The 18,789-nt window shown below is 39.6% G+C and carries 8 protein-coding genes and 3 pseudogenes; 6 read left to right on the forward strand and 5 right to left on the reverse strand.

From position 1 onward, the window contains the following. Window positions 1-208: 208 nt before the first annotated feature. On the forward strand, window positions 209-4,060 hold the full coding sequence (locus ACJJVX_RS01745; protein WP_405629769.1) for a two-component regulator propeller domain-containing protein: 3,852 nt from the start codon (window positions 209-211) through the stop codon (window positions 4,058-4,060). A 210-nt stretch (window positions 4,061-4,270) separates the two neighbouring features. On the opposite strand, the pseudogene ACJJVX_RS01750 reads toward ACJJVX_RS01745, so the two are convergent. From ACJJVX_RS01750 to ACJJVX_RS01765, 4 genes and pseudogenes are all read right to left on the reverse strand, one after another. Then, window positions 4,271-4,480: pseudogene (locus tag ACJJVX_RS01750) on the reverse strand (alpha/beta hydrolase family protein); the annotation flags it as partial. An 83-nt stretch (window positions 4,481-4,563) separates the two neighbouring features. Next, a pseudogene (locus ACJJVX_RS01755) lies at window positions 4,564-4,770 on the reverse strand (alpha/beta hydrolase family protein); the annotation flags it as partial. A 95-nt stretch (window positions 4,771-4,865) separates the two neighbouring features. Next, window positions 4,866-5,072 (reverse strand): annotated as a pseudogene (locus tag ACJJVX_RS01760) (alpha/beta hydrolase family protein); the annotation flags it as partial. A gap of 83 nt (window positions 5,073-5,155) precedes the next feature. After that, window positions 5,156-7,600, reverse strand: coding sequence for a S9 family peptidase (locus tag ACJJVX_RS01765; RefSeq protein WP_405629770.1), 2,445 nt, complete (start codon window positions 7,598-7,600; stop codon window positions 5,156-5,158). A gap of 137 nt (window positions 7,601-7,737) precedes the next feature. Between ACJJVX_RS01765 and ACJJVX_RS01770 the strand changes: the two genes are divergently transcribed. The 5 genes from ACJJVX_RS01770 (at window position 7,738) to ACJJVX_RS01790 (ending at window position 16,562) form a co-directional block, all read left to right on the forward strand. Then, window positions 7,738-8,745: a LacI family DNA-binding transcriptional regulator gene (locus ACJJVX_RS01770; protein WP_054206709.1), complete on the forward strand. Its 1,008-nt coding sequence runs from the start codon at window positions 7,738-7,740 to the stop codon at window positions 8,743-8,745. Beyond that, window positions 8,742-9,962 (forward strand): glycosyltransferase, encoded by a 1,221-nt coding sequence (locus ACJJVX_RS01775; RefSeq protein WP_342884421.1) that lies wholly within the window; start codon window positions 8,742-8,744, stop codon window positions 9,960-9,962. The genes ACJJVX_RS01770 and ACJJVX_RS01775 overlap by 4 nt, the downstream gene beginning before the upstream one ends. A 127-nt stretch (window positions 9,963-10,089) precedes the next feature. After that, the gene (locus ACJJVX_RS01780) at window positions 10,090-11,316 is read left to right on the forward strand and encodes a threonine/serine exporter ThrE family protein (protein WP_082379074.1); all 1,227 of its coding nucleotides are present in this window, start codon (window positions 10,090-10,092) and stop codon (window positions 11,314-11,316) included. Between the two features lie 1,002 nt (window positions 11,317-12,318). Then, on the forward strand, window positions 12,319-14,925 hold the full coding sequence (locus ACJJVX_RS01785; protein ID WP_405629774.1) for a TonB-dependent receptor: 2,607 nt from the start codon (window positions 12,319-12,321) through the stop codon (window positions 14,923-14,925). Between the two features lie 227 nt (window positions 14,926-15,152). Continuing rightward, entirely contained in the window at window positions 15,153-16,562 is a 1,410-nt protein-coding gene (locus ACJJVX_RS01790; protein ID WP_405629776.1) for a TonB family protein, read from the forward strand. On the opposite strand, the gene ACJJVX_RS01795 is transcribed toward ACJJVX_RS01790, so the two are convergent. Next, on the reverse strand, window positions 16,543-18,714 hold the full coding sequence (locus ACJJVX_RS01795) for a winged helix-turn-helix domain-containing protein (protein ID WP_405629778.1): 2,172 nt from the start codon (window positions 18,712-18,714) through the stop codon (window positions 16,543-16,545). The two genes, ACJJVX_RS01790 and ACJJVX_RS01795, sit on opposite strands and share 20 nt — an antisense overlap. Window positions 18,715-18,789 lie beyond the last annotated feature (75 nt).

Below are 18,789 nucleotides of genomic sequence, written 5' to 3' on the forward strand. Positions count from 1 at the left end.
TTATTGTTCGTAACGTACTATGGCGCAAGTAACACACCGCTTTAAAAGGTGGCCATTAGTCTACTGTTCGTCACCTACTTAAAAATTTATTCATAAAAATAAAGTGAGCTATTTTTATTATTATGATCATAAACCTCAAATTGTTTACTTGCATTTATTGCAGGGTGTTCAATAATATAGCTATAGCTTATTTAAAAAAGTGCTCCGAGTGATCTTTTTAAAACATAATCAATTTTATTCATTTGTGTGGTGCATATTTTTTTCTTTCTTTTTACTCGCGACTTTATTCAATAACTCTGTAACAGCTGCACCATCAATACATGGTACAAAACTTACCGACTTTAAATACGCACAACCTTTATTTACAACAATTGATGACAACGCAAAGATTGTTAATGGCGCGATAACAAGTGGGATTGAGGCTAATAACGGCATTTTCTGGTTTGGCACCCAAAATGGATTAGTGAGTTTTGACGGCGTCAGCTTTACGCGTTTTGAACATCAACCCGGTAATAAAAATTCCCCCGCAGCTGATTACATAGTAGCTATAGCTCAAGATCAAGACGGGGGCATATGGTTAGCAACCCGTACTTCTGGTTTAACCCGCTTTGATCCTATTAGCAATGAATTCATTCACATCAGTACTCAAAGCCAAAACATGGCATTGATGAGCAATACCTTACGCACGCTTAAAATAGACAGCAATAACCAATTGTGGGTAGGCCATGAGTTAGGTGTAGAAAAGCTCGATCTTAATTCAAAACAAAGTACTCATTATATTTTGCCCACACAAGGGGAGATCACATATCACTTTTTTGAAACTAACGATGGCGCTATTTGGGCATGCTCAACTAAAGGTGTGTTTGTAAAGGGTATAAATGATACTCATTTTTCAAGTATTTCTCAGTTAAAAAACTTAGACATACGTTCAGTATACCAAGACCCGACGGGGACATATTGGCTTGGTAGTCGAAGTGGTTTATGGTTTTGGGATGGTGTAAGCGATCCTGTTTCAGCGAGTAGTGACAATTCACACGTTAATAGTAATGCTTATGTACGCTCTATTATTGCCTTAGATAACAACCAAGTGTGGGTTGCAACTTACGGTGAAGGAATTTGGGTATTTAACCTAGAAACAAAGCAATGGTTAAATACCTACAAACATGATCCTTCAGTTGCAACAAGTTTAGTTTATGATGAAATTGGCACTTTATTTTTAAGCAAAAATGGAACAATTTTAATAGGCACTTGGGGGGCTGGCCTACAAATATTGAATAGTAATACCGTGAATAATTTTGCAATGCTTCGCTATACTTTACTCCATGATAAAGGCTTAAGCTATGCTAATGTCCGCACAATTTTTGAATTAGAAAATGGCACAATACTTGTCGGTACTACGGGCAATGGTGTTGATGTTATTGAACCTAAAAATGGCCGGTTAAAAACAATTAACTCTGATCTCTCAGGTAAAAAAATCAGCAACGTCGTATCCCTTGCTGAGCAGAAGGATGGGACTTTATGGGCGGGAACAACATCGTCAGGGCTGGTAAAAATACATTTGAAAGAAGGTCATTTCTCACAATTAGAACTCACAGGGTTAGAGAAAGGCGCTATTTTGCGACTGTTGGTGCTCAATGATCAATCTCTAGCCGTTGGGACAGCTAAAGGTGTATGCATTATAAAACGAGGTAGTCGTCATTGTGAATCTCTGATAAAAAAATTAGACGGCAAAAAGATGAATGATACCGTTACGTCCATGATTCAAGATAACGCTAATTCGCTTTGGATCGGTAGCCATAATGGCCTTTATCGTAAAAGAGCGGATCAAACTGTGCTTGATCACTTCCAAACAGATAACTTATCACAAGGACTTAGTCATAATTACGTATTAGGGATGGTAGTTGATCAAGCAAATAATATGTGGCTCACCACCAGCACTGGTTTTGACAAAGTGACTGATTTGGAGCAAATACAACCAATATTTAATCAGATGAAAGGCGAATTTCCAATCGGTAAGCAATCACCTGGTGCTAATATGCTGATTGATAAACATCAACGAATTTGGAGTGCCACTAGTATCATTGATTTATCGACAAAGCAGTTTCGCCTTCTAAATAATGGCTACGGTGTAGACATTGGGGTTGCTTGGTTAGGATCGTATACTAAATTGCGCAGTGGGTTAATGGTATTTGGCGGTACAAAGGGCGTGCTTATAGTCGACCCAAATAAGTTTCCTTTTTCTATTACTCCGAGTAAATTGAATACAGTACGTCTAAAGGTCAATGGCGAATCAGCCCCTTTATCTCGCTTAAATAACCTCATCTTAAAACCTGAGGAGGCAAGTTTTAATATACAGATAGCGGTCAATGAATTACTTCACAAGTCACTTGTTTACGAATACCAATTATTACCAGATCAGCCTCAATGGCGACTTATTGATGCCGATGCTCCTTACGTACAATTAAGTAAGCTTTCCCCACAAGACTACACCCTAACAACACGGGCATATTATAAAAATAATACAGCACAGATCTCCCCTTCAGTACTCTCTTTTACTGTACAACCGACGTTAATACAAACACTGTGGTTTCGTTTATTAATTGTGGGTATTTCACTCATAATTTTGGGGCTCATTTTTCGCTGGAGAATTGGTATAGTCAAGGCTAAGGCAATAAAGCTTGAAGAGCTTGTCAGTCAACGTACACGCGAAATACAAGTAATTAATCAAATCGGACAACAATTCACACTCCAATTACTCTTGGATGAATTACTCAATGATATATACGCACAAATCAATGAAATTTTTCAAGCCGATCGTTTTGGAATTGGTATTATCAATAATGATAAAAATTGTTTAGAATTTAACTATGCAGTTGAGCGTGGGGTTCGTTACGTTGCTTATGAACGTTCAATGGAGGAACCAGGACAACTTGCTGTCTATGCCGTTGAACACAATCAATCTGTATTAATAAATGACTACGACACTCAGTTTCACCACTATTACCCTGAACAAGATAATGCTAATCATCAACTACACAGTGGTAGCAAAGAAATAAAAGCATTATCAATGATGTATGTTCCGATGCAACATAACGGAAAAATGCTGGGTGTAATTAGTATTCAAAGTGTTAAGCCCAATAGTTACCATGCACATGATTTAACATTACTAGAAAGCTTAGCGTCATATGTAACAATCGCATTGTCCAATGCACAGTCTCATCAGCATTTATTGGAAATGCACCAAACATTACAAAATAATATTGAAGAATTAAAACATACCCAAGAACAGCTAATAATGCATGAAAAAATGGCTCAATTAGGACAATTAGTTGCAGGGATTGCGCATGAAGTAAACACCCCTATTGGAATAACCATTACTGCTTCTAGTATATTACAAGATTATACGCATCAATTGCAAAAGCACTTTTCGGCGAATACTTTATCTCGCAGTATTTTTAACCAATATTTTGAGCGCGCGGATCAAAGTTTAATACTAATAAAAACAAACGCAGAACGTGCCGCAGAGTTAGTACAAAGATTTAAACAAATTGCCGTAGAGAACTCCTTTGAAATAGCTGAACCAATAAACATAGAAGAGTTTATTTACGACATAATCAAAAGTCATGCAAGCACAATTGCAGCAAAAAAAGTTCAAGTAGATATAAATATTGTAAATAAAGGAAAACTGATTAGTTGCCCTAACGCTTTAAGTCAGGTTTTGTTTTGCATAATAAACAACAGCTTAACACATGCATTTAATGATGTGAGCAACAAGGTAATTCATTTCAAAATTGAGTTCACACAAACGCAATGCTTAATTGACATTGCAGATTCTGGAGTGGGTATTGCAGCTGATGCAATAGATAAAATTTTTGATCCGTTTTATACAACAAACCGATCACAGGGGGGAACAGGTTTAGGTTTAAGTATCGCGTTTAATTTGATACATCAGGTTTTACAGGGCACTATTGAATGCGAAAGTGAAATAGGAGTTGGCACTACTTTTTCATTATGTCTACCAATAAATATACGTCACAACCTTGAACATGAAGGTCAGTAGTACATCTTTCCCTTATTCATTTAATTGAACAATTAAGCAATAAGACTATACAAGTATTTGCTGTGCTAATGAACTTTGCAAAACCCCATGCTGATATTTAGTTTTATAAAAAACAGACTCTAACACTTGTTAGAGCCGATTATAAAGCCTTTAAAAAATCGATCGGCTAGCTAAAACAATCAACATTAAATATATAAAGAGCTTTCATTTTTACTCGGTTACGACAGGCATCGCTTTTACAGGTGCTTCGTCACTCAGTAAATATCTATCAAGCCACTGCTCTTGCTCCCAAAGTACATGCAGCAAACTCTTACGAGCACGGTATCCATGCGCTTCGTATGGCAACATCACTAAACGGGCATCTTTGCCTAACCCTTTTAGTGCGGCATACATACGCTCGCTTTGCATTGGGAAAGTGCCGTGAGATTAAAGGCGGGATCTTCTTGTTTAGTGAGAGTAATAAAAACACGGTATCAAACCGCGTTTTTATTACTTGAATTCAATTACTCAGCTGAAATTACTGCGTCTGTGGTTTTATCATCACTCAGTAAATATTTATCAAGCCACTGCTCTTGCTCCCAAAGTACATGCAGCAAACTCTTACGAGCACGGTATCCATGCGCTTCATAAGGCAACATCACTAAACGGGCATCTTTACCTAACCCTTTTAGTGCGGCATACATACGCTCGCTTTGCATTGGGAAAGTGCCGTGAGATTAAAGGCGGGATCTTCTTGTTGAGTGAGAGTAATAAAAACACGGTATCAAACCGCGTTTTTATCAATTTAGAGTGAAACTTAACTCAATTACTCAGCTGAAATTACTGCGTCTGTGGTTTTATCATCACTCAGTAAATATCTATCAAGCCACTGCTCTTGCTCCCAAAGTACATGCAGCAAACTCTTACGAGCACGGTATCCATGCGCTTCGTATGGCAACATCACTAAACGGGCATCTTTGCCTAACCCTTTTAGTGCGGCATACATACGCTCGCTTTGCATTGGGAAAGTGCCGTGAGATTAAAGGCGGGATCTTCTTGTTTAGTGAGAGTAATAAAAACACGGTATCAAACCGCGTTTTTATTACTTGAATTCAATTACTCAGCTGAAATTACTGCGTCTGTGGTTTTATCATCACTCAGTAAATATTTATCAAGCCACTGCTCTTGCTCCCAAAGTACATGCAGCAAACTCTTACGAGCACGGTATCCATGCGCTTCGTATGGCAACATCACTAAACGGGCATCTTTGCCTAACCCTTTTAGTGCGGCATACATACGCTCGCTTTGCATTGGGAAAGTGCCTGAATTAGGGTCTTCTTGCCCATGGATCATTAGCATTGGTTCGTTAATTTTCTCAGCATGAAAAAACGGTGACATGTTTGCGTAAACGTCTTGAGCCTGCCAAAAATCGCGTTCCTCACCTTGAAAACCAAACGGCGTTAGTGTGCGGTTATAAGCGCCACTTCGAGCTATACCGGTTTTAAATAAGTCACTGTGAGCTAATAAGTTTGCAACCATGAAGGCACCGTAGGAATGCCCTGCTATCGCAATTTTATCTTTATCCGCAATGCCTTTTTCAACCAGGACATCAACGGCAGCTTTTGCACTTGCCACTAATTGCTTTCTAAATAAGTCGTTTGGCTCTTTGCCCTCAACACCTACGATAGGCATTTTAGGGTCATCAAAAACAGCAATCCCTTTAGCAAGGTAAGGCATTGGGCCCCAATAGCCTATATATGTAAATTCATACTCAGATTCACGTACTTGCGATGCCACCGCTTTATCTTTATATTCCAGTGGGTAAGCCCACATTAGTACAGGTAAAGTACCTTGTGTTTTATCATAACCTGGCGGTAAGTATAATGTACCTGATAACTCCACTCCATCATCACGTTTGTAACGTACTAGCTCCTTGGTTACACCTTTAAATGCAGGGTAAGGGTGCTCAAAGGTCGTAAGCTGAGTTAAGGTGTCCTTGCCTAAATCACGAATAAAAAAGTTTGGCTGCTCTTTTTTTGATTCTCTGATGGTGATTAGTTTTTCACCTTCGTCATCAAGCATCGCACGCACACGCTCATAATATGGTGCAGCAGATTGCCACAAGCGCTTGCTGCTATTTGTTTTTATATCATATTGATCTAAAAATGGTACATTACCTTGTTCTGATGCGCCATTTCCGCGTAAGAATATATAACGTCCGCCGACGACTTTGATTACGTTTTCGCCTAAATCATTACGCTCATAAATTGCATTACCGGGATCTTTATAAGCATCATTGTAGCTTCGCTCAGAGAACAAAATACGGTTTTTATCTGCGTTACGAGGTTGGATGACATAAGTACGTAATTGGCGATCGCTAAAACGCCATTCACTAAGCAACGCAACATTATCGTTGGCCCATTCAATACCCGCAAATCGACGTTCAACTTTAGCAAATAATTTAGGCTCACGTTTAAACGGCGAACGTAAACTATAAATGTGATCATGATGAGGCACATCTGTCTTCATATCGCCACCATCTTGCGCTTGTGCCCATATAACTTCAGATCCTTGATCAGCACGCCATTGAAAGCTTCGGCGACCCGTTCGTACACTATCATAACCCTGAGGAATATTGTCAGCCAGAGCCTGCTTAGCAAGTTCAGCTAACGCAAAACCTCGCATCCCCAGTATTTGCCATGTTGTCGCAAAGCGACTGTAAGGTACTTGATAGGAAAAAGGTTCATCAATGCTCGCAACTAAAATGTTCGTTGAGTCTGGTGAAATTGAAAATGATTTAAATAAACCCGCTTTCCCTATTGCTGTCGCCACACCACTGAGTGGAATATAGGTAAGTTGACCTTGCCCATAAAATTTAAACTGTTGTTCATCAAACGGGCTCGTCAATAAATTTTGATAAGTACGAGCAGGTGCTTTTTGGCCACTACTTTGTTGGATAACTGGCACCACACTGTCTGCATCACTAACCAAACGCGACTTACCGATATTAACAGCTGCATTAGCAACAATTGCAGTACTATCCGGCAGCCATTGGTATGGTGTTGCTGTTAATACTGAATTTAATGCAACTCCCGCAAGCTCACGCGCTTGTTTGGTTTGCGTGTTGTAAACCCACAAATGAGCCTCGGTAGGTTGCTCAACAATAAACGCAAGATATTCGCCATCACTTGACCATTTAGGTGAACGGATCACACCTTGTGGTAAATTATTAACTTCAACTACAGCACCTGTTTCAATGTGTTTTAATTGTAAGCTACTAAACTTTGAGCGAGGACGAGAGCGTGAAAAGTTAGCTGGGTTTAGTTTTATACCTGCTAACTTCACCTCTTCTTTTGCTAAGTCGTCCAATGTTTCAACACGTTTACGGTCAAATAATGCAAGCCATTGCCCATCCGATGATAAATAACTACTAGGCGCTAACTTTGCATCTACTAGTGCAGCTAAATCACTTGAAGGGGTTTGATAACCTTGTGTGCTATAGCTTGCACTGCTAAAACAAACACTGAGCCCGAGAGCAAATAAAAGCGTTATGCCTTTCATTTTTTATCCTTGGTATTTTTTATTAGGTGTGTATCTAAACATGTTTCGTAAAATCCATAAAGTTTTTGCGTTCATTACTAGGCTAAATTGCGTTAAACTCCCTAATTGGTCCATATAATCACTGTCTCGTAATCTAAATGAAAAATAAAACCGACAATATAACCATTTTTGACGTTGCCAAAGAGGCACAAGTTTCCAAGTCAACGGTCTCCTTAGTACTCACTCAAAGTGACAAAGTCAGTGATAAAAGTAAAGAAAAGGTATTGCAAGCAATTGATAAGTTAGGTTATGTATATAATCGCGATGCTGCTGCACTGCGCAGTCGCCGTTCTAACTTAGTGGCGCTAGTCATCAATGACTTAACCAACCCCTACTCTGCTCAGCTAGCTGTTGGGCTTGAAAACCATATTCATGCGCTTGGTATGCTGCCTATGTTGGTAAACACCGCAGAAAGTGTTGATCGTCAAACACAAGTTGTTAAAACACTTAAAGAGTACAACGTCGCCGCTTTTATAATGTGCCCGGCACCAGGAACTACACAACAGTGGGTTGATGAACTTATTAACAGTGGCTTTCCTGTCATTCACATCATGCGAGAAGTTCCCTTTTGTGCAGCCCCAACGATTTTACCCGATAACAAAAAAGGCAGCCACCTAGCCACCACCCATATTCTGCAACAAGGTATTGAAGACATTGCGTTTATAGGTGGAACCGACGATATCTCAGATTATCATGAACGTTTAGCTGGTTTTAAAAGCGCCTTACAATATTTCAAAATCAGCGATGATAAGCCATGCCTAAATGCAGTAACTAATCGCCAAGGCGGACGCGATGCATTTAACTCGCTGTATGCTCAATACCCTGATACAAAAGCAATCATTTGTTTTAACGATGTCATTGCTTATGGTGTTATTGAAGCGATCCGCGAGCAAGGCTTAATCCCAGGCAAAGATATAAAAGTTGTCGGCTTTGATGACTTAGCTGATTCATGTTTAATGTCACCTTCTTTGAGTAGCGTGACCATCAATGCAAATGAGATAGGCAAGCGAGCCTGCCACGTGTTGCAAGAATTACTTAGCCACGGCACGCCTGCGGTAAGAACATTAATCGACGTACACCTAAAAGTAAGAGATTCAAGTCAATGAAAAAAGTATTAGTAATTGGCTATGTGTGGCCAGAGCCCAATTCATCAGCGGCAGGCACGCATATGATGTCGTTGTTAAACACATTTACAGCCCAAGGTTGGGACGTTGAATTTGCCAGCCCTGCACAAAAAACTGAGCACATGGTAAACCTTAGTGATTTTGGTATTAGTAGTACAACTATCGCTCTCAATTGCGCTAGTTTTGATGAATATGTTGCACATTACGCCCCTGACATTGTCATGTTTGACCGTTTTATGATGGAAGAGCAATTTGGTTGGCGCGTAGATAAATACTGCCCTACAGCATTAAAAGTACTCGATACAGAAGATTTACAGTGTTTACGTAATGCCCGCCATGAAGCACATAAAGGAAATAGAGCGTTTGATCACAGCGATTTACATTCTGATATCGCAAAACGGGAAATTGCTGCTATTTTACGGTGCGATTTAAGTTTAATTATTTCCAGTTATGAAATGCAACTTCTTGGTGATGTGTTCAAAGTAGATAGCTCGCTATTACATCATTTGCCTTTTATGGTCGATTTAGCTGCACTGCCAGAGAAAACTAAATCGTTCGATGAACGTGAACACTTTATGACCATAGGTAATTTTCGCCATGCCCCAAATTGGGACGCAGTTTTATACCTGCAACAAATATGGCCACTGATCAGAAAACAGCTACCACACGCGCAACTGCATATATATGGCTCATATCCGCCACCAAAAGCCACAGCCCTGAACAATCCCAAAACAGGATTCTTAATTAAAGGCTGGGCAGATGATGCATACGAGGTTATGCAAAGTGCACGCGTATGCTTATCACCTCTTCGTTTCGGTGCTGGTATTAAAGGTAAGTTACTAGAGGCGATGATAATGCAAACACCAAGCGTTACAACGTCTATCGGCAGTGAAGGCATGCATAATGATCTGCCATGGAATGGGTCTGTTGAAAACGATCCACAACATTTTGCTGACGCAGCTGTTGCTCTTTATCAAGATAGCGTTTTGTTTGCACAAGCACAAAACGCGGGTGCGGCTTTATTAGAAACACATTACGATAAACATCCGCTGGCAAGTCAATTGGTTGAAAAAATTCAAAGCATCACTCAACAGCTCAAAGCTCACCGTGAAAGCAATTTTACGGGCCAAATGCTTAAACACCACACGATGCGCAGTACTCAGTACATGGCACAATGGATTGAAGCAAAGAACAAGTAAACTAAGTTAAGAAAAAACTAGACAGGCGGGGATTAGTGTTTAAAATCGCCGCCAATTACATAGGCAATTTAAGCTACATTGTCTATATTTTTTAACTGAACAATTTAACCTTTGGTTCAAACATCATTTGAAAACCGCAACGTTTACTGAAAAACGAAAATTTATCGTTAAGCTTGGCAAAATGCTCCATAAATATGGCACTCCAGCTTATCGACTCGAAGCCCATTTAATGGAAGTGGCAACATACCTTGATCTTAAATCATCGTTTGTTATGTCCCCCACATCCGTTACTTTTGTTATCTGGACTGACGGCCACGAAGACGAATACACTCACGTTGCACGTGTTGACCCTGGCGATCATGATTTAGGTTCACTCGCCGACACCGACGACCTTGTGAATCAGATGCTAAACGGCGAACTAACTCTGCAAGAAGTTGACCTTCAGCTTGATGCCATTTTTGTTATGCCCAACCCTTATAATAAAGTAACAACCGGTATTGCTTTTGCTACCTCTGGTGGAGCTTTTGCAATGCTAATGGGCACTAGCTGGAATGACGTATTCTGGTCTGCGACTTTAACATTAGTTGTTTATTTATTTGTAATGTGGTCAAGCCGCTCCAAAAGAGTAGCGCACATGCTTGAACCACTCGTTGCCATCGTCTCTGCTATTTTGGCATGTGCGATAAGCGTTTACTTAGATGTGGGCATTAATATACGGCTAGTCGTGCTGTCAGCCATCATTGTGTTTATACCCGGGCTTGCATTGGCATTAGGGCTTGCAGAACTCGCAGCAAGACATTTAGTGTCAGGTACAGCGCGCGTCATGGACTCATTTATGTTGTTGTTTAAGCTTTATTTTGGTGCCTTTATTGGTATTGCGATAGGATTTGCTATTTTCGGTCAGGTTGATTTTGTACCGCCAGAGCCTTTACCAAAATGGACTGCATGGCTAGCAATTCTACTTTTATGTAGTAGCTTAATCGTTATTTTTAGAACTAAACTCAAACATGCTTCATGGTCGATTGCGTCAGGTTTTATTGCTTATGGCACAAGTATTGGCTCTGCGATGTATTTGGATTACACCTTAGGGACATTCGTAGGGGCATTTTCTGTCGGTGTTTTTAGTAACTTATTTAATCGTATCGCTAATGCACCTGCGTCTATCGTTGCTATGCAGGGCCTAATAGTACTAGTACCGGGGAGTAAAACCTATATCGGGCTAAATTCACTTATTGAAGGGCAAGATTTTGTTTATGCTGAACATATCGGGCAGCAAACATTTCTAATCTTTATGTCACTCGTAGCTGGCTTAATCTTTGCTAACGTAGCATTACCACCGAAAAAGAGTTTATAAAGCACACACCCAAGTCATTTAAATGCGAGTTCACCTCAAACAAGTATATTGAGCATTTATAGTGACTTGGGAGCTACCCCTAAATCTATATCAGTTAGTTCCTGTTCATTAAATAGATTAAAAAAACCATTTAAAACTTAACTTATTCGAGTCGAAAATAATCCCAATTTTATTAAATACGTAACCATTCTCGCAAAATTATATAACTTACTGTGACAATAATTACTGATATACGCCTTGTATGGGGCCAAGTGGTAGTTCAATGCAGAGCAAGTGTCGAAGGTTATCAATTTATTTATTGACATAAGATATTTTAAAAGTGGCGTATGGCTTCGCATTCCTCCTTTCTAATGAACTACGCCAAGGCTTTTCGCTTAGGCTCAAATTCGCTTTGCGAAGAGGAGTATCTTAATTAACCTACGGTCACGTGCAAGCGGCAGAGAATTGAACCCAAAGAGATTAAAACCTTAATTTCAACTAATCACAACGTCACTCGATGTATGATATAAAATCGTAAATACAAACCATAATTAGCAACAACCCTCTTCGAGATATTTTATCTTTTTAGTTTCATTCATGACATCTACCCTATTAATTTTTAATCAACTAGTTGTGAATCAAAAGAGAATCAACAATAAAAATCAATAAGTAAACTTAATTTATTAAATTAATTCACATAAAAAATAAATATAAAACAATTGATTTTTATGGATTAAATTTAAATTTCACATCATTTTATTTTCAATTTAGTTACTTTCATAACTATTCACTTAAATTCAAGACTCTGATTTTAAAAAGGCGTTTAATAGAGTCACAAACAAAGCAGGCTCTCGTTACTTTCTATACAAGAGTAACTATTAACTAATTTTTTAGTGATCTGTATTTGTTTGTAAGCAGGGTTTTGCAAGATCATTCGGCTATTAAAAATGAATACATAAGTACGAATTGCAAACCGACAATTTGATACAACAAAATGAAGTTTTGATTCAAGGGGAATCGAGGATGTTAAAAGTAAAAATGAATAAACTGCATCTAGCAGTGAGCGCATCGCTTATTACATCAGCATTAAGCCTACCTATGGTAGCACACAGTGCCGAAGCAAAAAGTACCGATGAAGTTGAAGTAATACAAGTACGCGGTATTCGCGGCAGTGTCGTTAAATCACTTAATACAAAGCGTTACTCAGATTCAATCGTTGATGCTGTAACCGCTGAAGATATCGGTAAGTTCCCCGATCAAAACGTCGCAGAATCACTACAACGTATAACAGGCGTATCAATTAGCCGTAATTTTGGTGAAGGTGAACGAGTCAGTATTCGTGGTACAGCTGAAAGCCAAAACCGTACCTTATTAAATGGCCAAGCCGTTGGCTCTGCCGACTGGTGGACAAACTCAGCAGCGAGTCGTGGTTTTAACTACACTATGTTGCCTTCTGAAATTGTATCTGGCTTAGAAGTATATAAGTCACCAGAAGCTGACATAGATGAAGGCTCAATTGGTGGTACCGTTATTGTTCGTACACGTAAGCCTCTTGATTTAGAAGCCAATAAAATTGCTGGCTCGGTGCTCGCGCAGCACAGTGAAATTTCGGGTGAGACCGACCCACAGTTATCTGTCATGTATAACTTTAAGAATGACGATGAAACATTTGGTGCACTTATTTCATTAGTTCGCCAACAGCGTAATCTCCGCCGTGACGGAATTGAATCATGGAGCTGGGCAAAACGTGACATCACTTTAACTGATGGCACAGTTCATAAAAATGTATACAGCCCAGGCGGCGGCGGTTCAGCCATGTTCTTACAAGAGCGTGTCCGTACCGGTATTAACTTAGCCATACAATATCGCCCAACTGAACAATTAGACTTAACTTTTAATGCATTAGATTCAACGCTTGAAGCAAATAACGAAAATCAAAACTTCTTATGGATCCCAGGTTATGGTCAACGTGTAGCTGAGTACGACCAAAATGATGTTTTAACTCGCCCTGCAGATCCACATTACAATAGCGTAGACCTTATTAATCACGACAAAGTGGGTCAAATGTTAGTCGGTGGTGAGCTCGCATTGTCACCAACAGGAAACAACATTCTTGACGAAACCAAAGTACGTAACTCTGAGATTAAAACTAAATCATATGATTTAAAGGCTGATTACCAAGGTGAATTGTGGCTAACCAGTGTACATGTTGGTTATACCGAAGGCAGTGGTGGTTCAGAAGCTGACCGAAGTGTGGGCTGGGAAGGTAACTACGTACACAGCTTTGATACTTCTGCTGTGGAAGATGTACGTACCACATATGGTGCAGATCCTGCAGACGGTAAACAATGGGATTTAGGTTTTTTACGCTACGACAGCAACAATGCTAAAGATGATGAAACGTACTTACAAGTTGATTTTTCGCGCCCAATTGACATCGCTGTCTTTAATAATGTGAAGTTTGGTTTGAAATACCGTGATCATTCTCGCTTTAATACAAAACACACTACCGACAACCGTACAGATTTAAACTGGAATTTGGCTGATTACTCACTTTCAATGCCATCAGATTACCTATCAGGGCTAGGTTCTGACGGCACATTACGTAACTATGCAATCACTGATTCAAATAAAGTTCGTGCAGAAGGTGATGCACTAGACTGGAATTACCGCGTACTAAAAGCAAGTACCTTTGAAGTTGAAGAAAAAATCACCGCTGGTTATATAAAAGCAGATATTGATGTTGATGGTATGCGCGGTAACTTAGGCGTACGTTTAGTGCAAACTCAACAATCTACAGCAGCGTATGTTGGTACCAGCGGTTCTGAAGTATGGACTCATGATGATCGTGACTATTTTGATATATTACCGAGCATCAATTTAGCCGTTGACTTAGATGAAGATTTACTACTTAGATTTAGTGCCGCGCGTGTTATGTCTCGTCCTGATTACGCTGCAATGACACCATCTACATCTTATAACCTTGAAACTAAAACAGGCAGCGGTGGTAATCCTGAAATCGACCCGTACCGTGCTACACAATTTGATACGGGTATTGAGTGGTACTTCAGCGAAGCAGGCTTGTTCTCTGCGGTCGTATTTTACAAAGATATTCAATCATTTTTAGATGTTACACCCAGCCTAGAAACACACGAAGGCGTAGAAATATTAGTAAACCGCCCTACTAATGGTCGTTCTGGACGAATTCAAGGTTTAGAGCTTGGTTATCAACAAGAGATCTATGATGGCTTTGGTGTAAATGCAAACTATACGTTTGTAGATGGCGAAGCAAAAGACGCTGACGGTAACGATACTATTATTCCTGGCAACTCTGAGCACACAGTTAACTTAAGCACTTACTATGAAACAGAGACCTTTAGCACGCGTATTTCATATAATTTCCGTACTGGTTATAACTCAGGCCAAGGCCATGGCTATGTAGATGATTACGGTCAAGTAGATGCTAACTTTACTTATAATGTAAATGATAACTTAGCACTGGTATTCGAAGCCATTAACCTAACTGATGAGCATACGTTTAGCTATCAAGAAGAAGGCGTACAACAAGCACTTACAGGTGTGTATGCTGATGGTCGCCGGTTTGTAGCTGGAATTCGCTTTAACTTTTAAAGTCGTTTTTGTCGAACTCCAAGCTAACACAGGTATTCGACTCTCGCCATGGATGGCAGCCCCTATGCCCAGGGGTTTAAAGCAGGTAGTCATTTGACTATCTGCTTTTTTTCGTTGTAGGCAAATTAAAGTATTACTAAGGCAAACCCGCCCTAGTAATAATAAACAAAACAAGTACAATCAATAGTTAAAAACGTTACTTGGTCAACATCGGCGAAACTTAATACGTGTCAACAAGCGCAGCAATTCATCTTAAAATACAATACATAGGGTTTTGTAGTTACAAATCCTTAGTAATATTGTTTTGCCTGATTTTTACGCCATTAACGAAAGCAGATTTACTCAGCGCGACGCTTAATTACCACCAAGGAAGCTATAGCGAAGCGAAACGTGAATTTTTACAACTTGCCCATTTAGGTAATGCAGATGCGATTTATAATGTTGCAGTGATGTATTTACACGGTCAAGGTGTCGAAAAAAACAAAGCCCAAGCATTTGCTTGGTTTAGTTTAGCAGCAGATTTTGGCCTACTTGATGCTCGCGATACAGCTATGCTGATTGCGGAGCAAACAGATAATAAGCAACCACTTGATGATGCCTATAATGCATTACTAAAACAACTTAGCTTTCAATGGTATGACCAACAATTACGGCCAGAATTAAACGCCAGTCCTGCATTGCATTTGAGCCCTGAACGTCGCTACACAGTCGAGCCTAAATATCCCGAACACGCATACAAAAATGGCATTGAAGGTTGGGTATGGTTAGAGTTTGATATTGATAAAAGTGGCGCAGTCACTGATATTACTTTAATTGATTCATACCCTGAAAAAACCTTTGATAAAGCAATTATTAATGCCGTTAGACGTTGGCAATACCAAGGTAATAACCAAACCTTACCTTACTATAATCGCTCTTTGCTTTACCATTTTACAACCTACAAAGGCAAGCAATACGAACAAAGCTTTAAGAGTCAACAGCGTGAATATAACGAAAAAATTTCAGATCTAATCGATGCTGCTGAACAAGGCAACGCGTTAGTCCAATATTATATTGCGAATTGGCTGAGTTCAAATGATTACAATGCTACACGCTTACTAAAATATCATTGGCAACAAGCCAACGCCAATGGTGAGCTCTTGTTACGCTCTGCCGTAAACGGCTATGCTAATTCGCAGTATCGAATTGGTGCAAATATGCTGCGAGGTAAATATGGCAAAGTTGATCGCGAAAAAGGCTTAAACTGGATTTTACTTGCCGCACAAAGTGGTTTTGCTAGTGCGCAATACCGCTTAGGCCGAGAGCTATTAAATAGCCAGTATGTCGATTACGCCCCAAATAAGGCGCTAAAATGGCTAAGAGCCGCAGCGGAACAAGGGCTATTTAGTGCAAAACGCGATATTGCCTTGTTACTTTTTGATTTAAAAAAACCAATGCAGCAAGTCAGCACTGCCCTTAATGAAGCGTTGGCTGGTGATAATGAACACCCACAATTATTATTGCTAAAAGCGAAAATACACGCTGCTACTGGTAATTCAAATGATGCTAGAAAGCTTTCTAATAGCGCACTAAAGGAGGCGCAAACCCGCAACTGGGATCAAAGTAGCATTAGGCACTTTATTGCGACATTGCCTTAGCTGCTTTGTGTAATAAAATATCAGTCTCAATCCCATCTACTTGACTAAACACAACTTGACTTCCATCTTCAGAGCTACTGATATTGAGATTAATATCAATATCATAACCATATACACCAAGCTCTTTTATAAATACATTTCGGTTTTGCTGTGTTAAATAACAATACAGCAATAGTTGATGACCTTGACGTAACACATAATAAATCCCTTGTTTAAAAACCGCGGGTTTAAAAAGCTCAAGCGAAGGTAACAACTGCGAAAGCGGTAATTGATGTTCCAATACCCTCGATAGGTAAGTACGTACATGTAAATCATGTTCTAAATAGGAACTATTGAGCTGCCATAAAGCATGCTCTTCATCTAATGTTTCAAAATTAGTATTATCTGCAACCAATGTATTACTCATTAGCTGAATATCGTAGCGCCAATCTTGCCATTGTGGTTGCTTATTAATGCCTCGTGCGCTTTTCACTTGATAATAAATACTGTGGCTGTCTTGTGACCAATGCACCCCGTTGAGTTGATCAAAACCAGAAATAATGGGCACTAAGCGGCGTGAAAAAGTGTTAATCAAATAGATATTCTGCTGCTCGTCAGCCAACAACACATTGTCACCATTAGGAGAGAAAAGTAGATACTTTGGTGTAATATCACTGGGTAATGTGGCAATAAGGTTAGCCGCTTTACGCTGCTTATGTTTTAACCACACCTCGATATGTTTAAACCCTGTGATGCCTCTTCTTTGCAATGAAATAAACGCACTTTGCTGCCCGTCTGGTGATACGGCAGGCAAAATATCCATCCGTGCTGACGATGATAGTTGCATCGTACTTAGGATCTCAGGGGTATCTTTGCTTAGGTCTAATTCAATTTGATACAAATTCACCCTTGCCTGCCCTTCAGCATGAGCGATATCTCCGGTTTGCGGGTTAACAGCTAAATCAGCAATAAAACCTAATGGTTGGTGTACTACCTGTTCGTTACCTTGATAATCATAACGACGTAATGCATCATCTCCTAACCAATAATAATTGTCTTGCGTATCAAATAATAACGGTGCATGGCTATGACGGCTTCGTTTTATTTCATTGCGTTTAAGTGAGCCTGTTAAATCGACCTCACTGACGCTAAACCACCCCTGATCTTTTTCAAGTAACAACATTTTTTTATGGTCGTTTATATCAAATGTGATTGGCTTAAAATCACCGACTATTTCTTGATCTAATAAGGTTGGCGTAGGCGAGAAGCCTAACGTATATTTTACAAGGCGTGGCTGCTCATCTTGCCAATGAGTCGTATAAATAGTGCTTTCATCCACCCAATGTAATTTGCTAGGCCCATGACTTTGTTGGCATCGGGTTAATCTAAATTCAGGGCTCAAACGCCAAGTTTCAATCGCATTCGATACTGGCATAACACGGATATCACAGCTAATAGGATCATACCTAAAGTAAGCAAGCCATTTACCATCGGGTGACCATACTGGCGCTTCTTCTGAATAACCGGAACTTTTAATACTATGTACCGTTTTACTTTGGTGATCATAAACAGCTAAATCAAACTGACTTTGCTGATCGTTTGATTGGCTAAACGCTAAATATCTGCCACTGGGTGAGTAACGTAAAAATACTTCGGCACCAGGAGCTGAAGTAATACGAGATTGATATTCATAGTTTAGAATGGGCACGTTAGGAGAGAGTAAATACTGACTAACTAATGTAAGCCCGGCACCTAAAATTAAGCCTACAGCAACAAATAAAGCAGATATTCGCGGCGTTGTAGGGGTCACTTTTTCTAGGAACGAAGGGGCATCACTTACTTTTGCTATTAGCTGATAACCAACCCGCGGTACAGTACGAATAAACAAAGCCGTATTTTTATCATCATGCAAGCTTTTTCGTAATTGCGTGACCAACTGGCTTACTGAATTATCACTTACAACAACATTAGGCCACAGCGTATCCATAATTAAATCTCGAGATACTGGCTGCCCTTGATTGTTTAATAGTAACTTTAGCAATACCAATTGCTTAGCTTCAACTGCACACCAGCTTCCAGCAACTTTTATTTTTAAGGCTGCAAAGTCAACAAGTACATCATTAAGTAATAACTGTTTTGGTATGGTTGTAGGCATCGCTCGTTTTTCACACACGTTAATCTATGGTTAAATAAGCCAAGAAGGCGTATTATAGATAAATATGATTCATCATAACACAGCACATTAATA

It is taken from the genome of Pseudoalteromonas sp. Ld20 (genome assembly GCF_045064175.1).
Taxonomy (GTDB): domain Bacteria; phylum Pseudomonadota; class Gammaproteobacteria; order Enterobacterales; family Alteromonadaceae; genus Pseudoalteromonas; species Pseudoalteromonas neustonica.

What these genes read in the sequence shown, in the direction of transcription:
- ACJJVX_RS01765 (WP_405629770.1), bottom strand. Translation starts at nt 7,600, where the DNA reads ATGAAAGGCATAACGCTTTTATTTGCTCTCGGGCTCAGTGTTTGTTTT.
- ACJJVX_RS01770 (WP_054206709.1), top strand. Translation starts at nt 7,738, where the DNA reads ATGAAAAATAAAACCGACAATATAACCATTTTTGACGTTGCCAAAGAG.
- ACJJVX_RS01775 (WP_342884421.1), top strand. Translation starts at nt 8,742, where the DNA reads ATGAAAAAAGTATTAGTAATTGGCTATGTGTGGCCAGAGCCCAATTCA.
- ACJJVX_RS01785 (WP_405629774.1), top strand. Translation starts at nt 12,319, where the DNA reads ATGTTAAAAGTAAAAATGAATAAACTGCATCTAGCAGTGAGCGCATCG.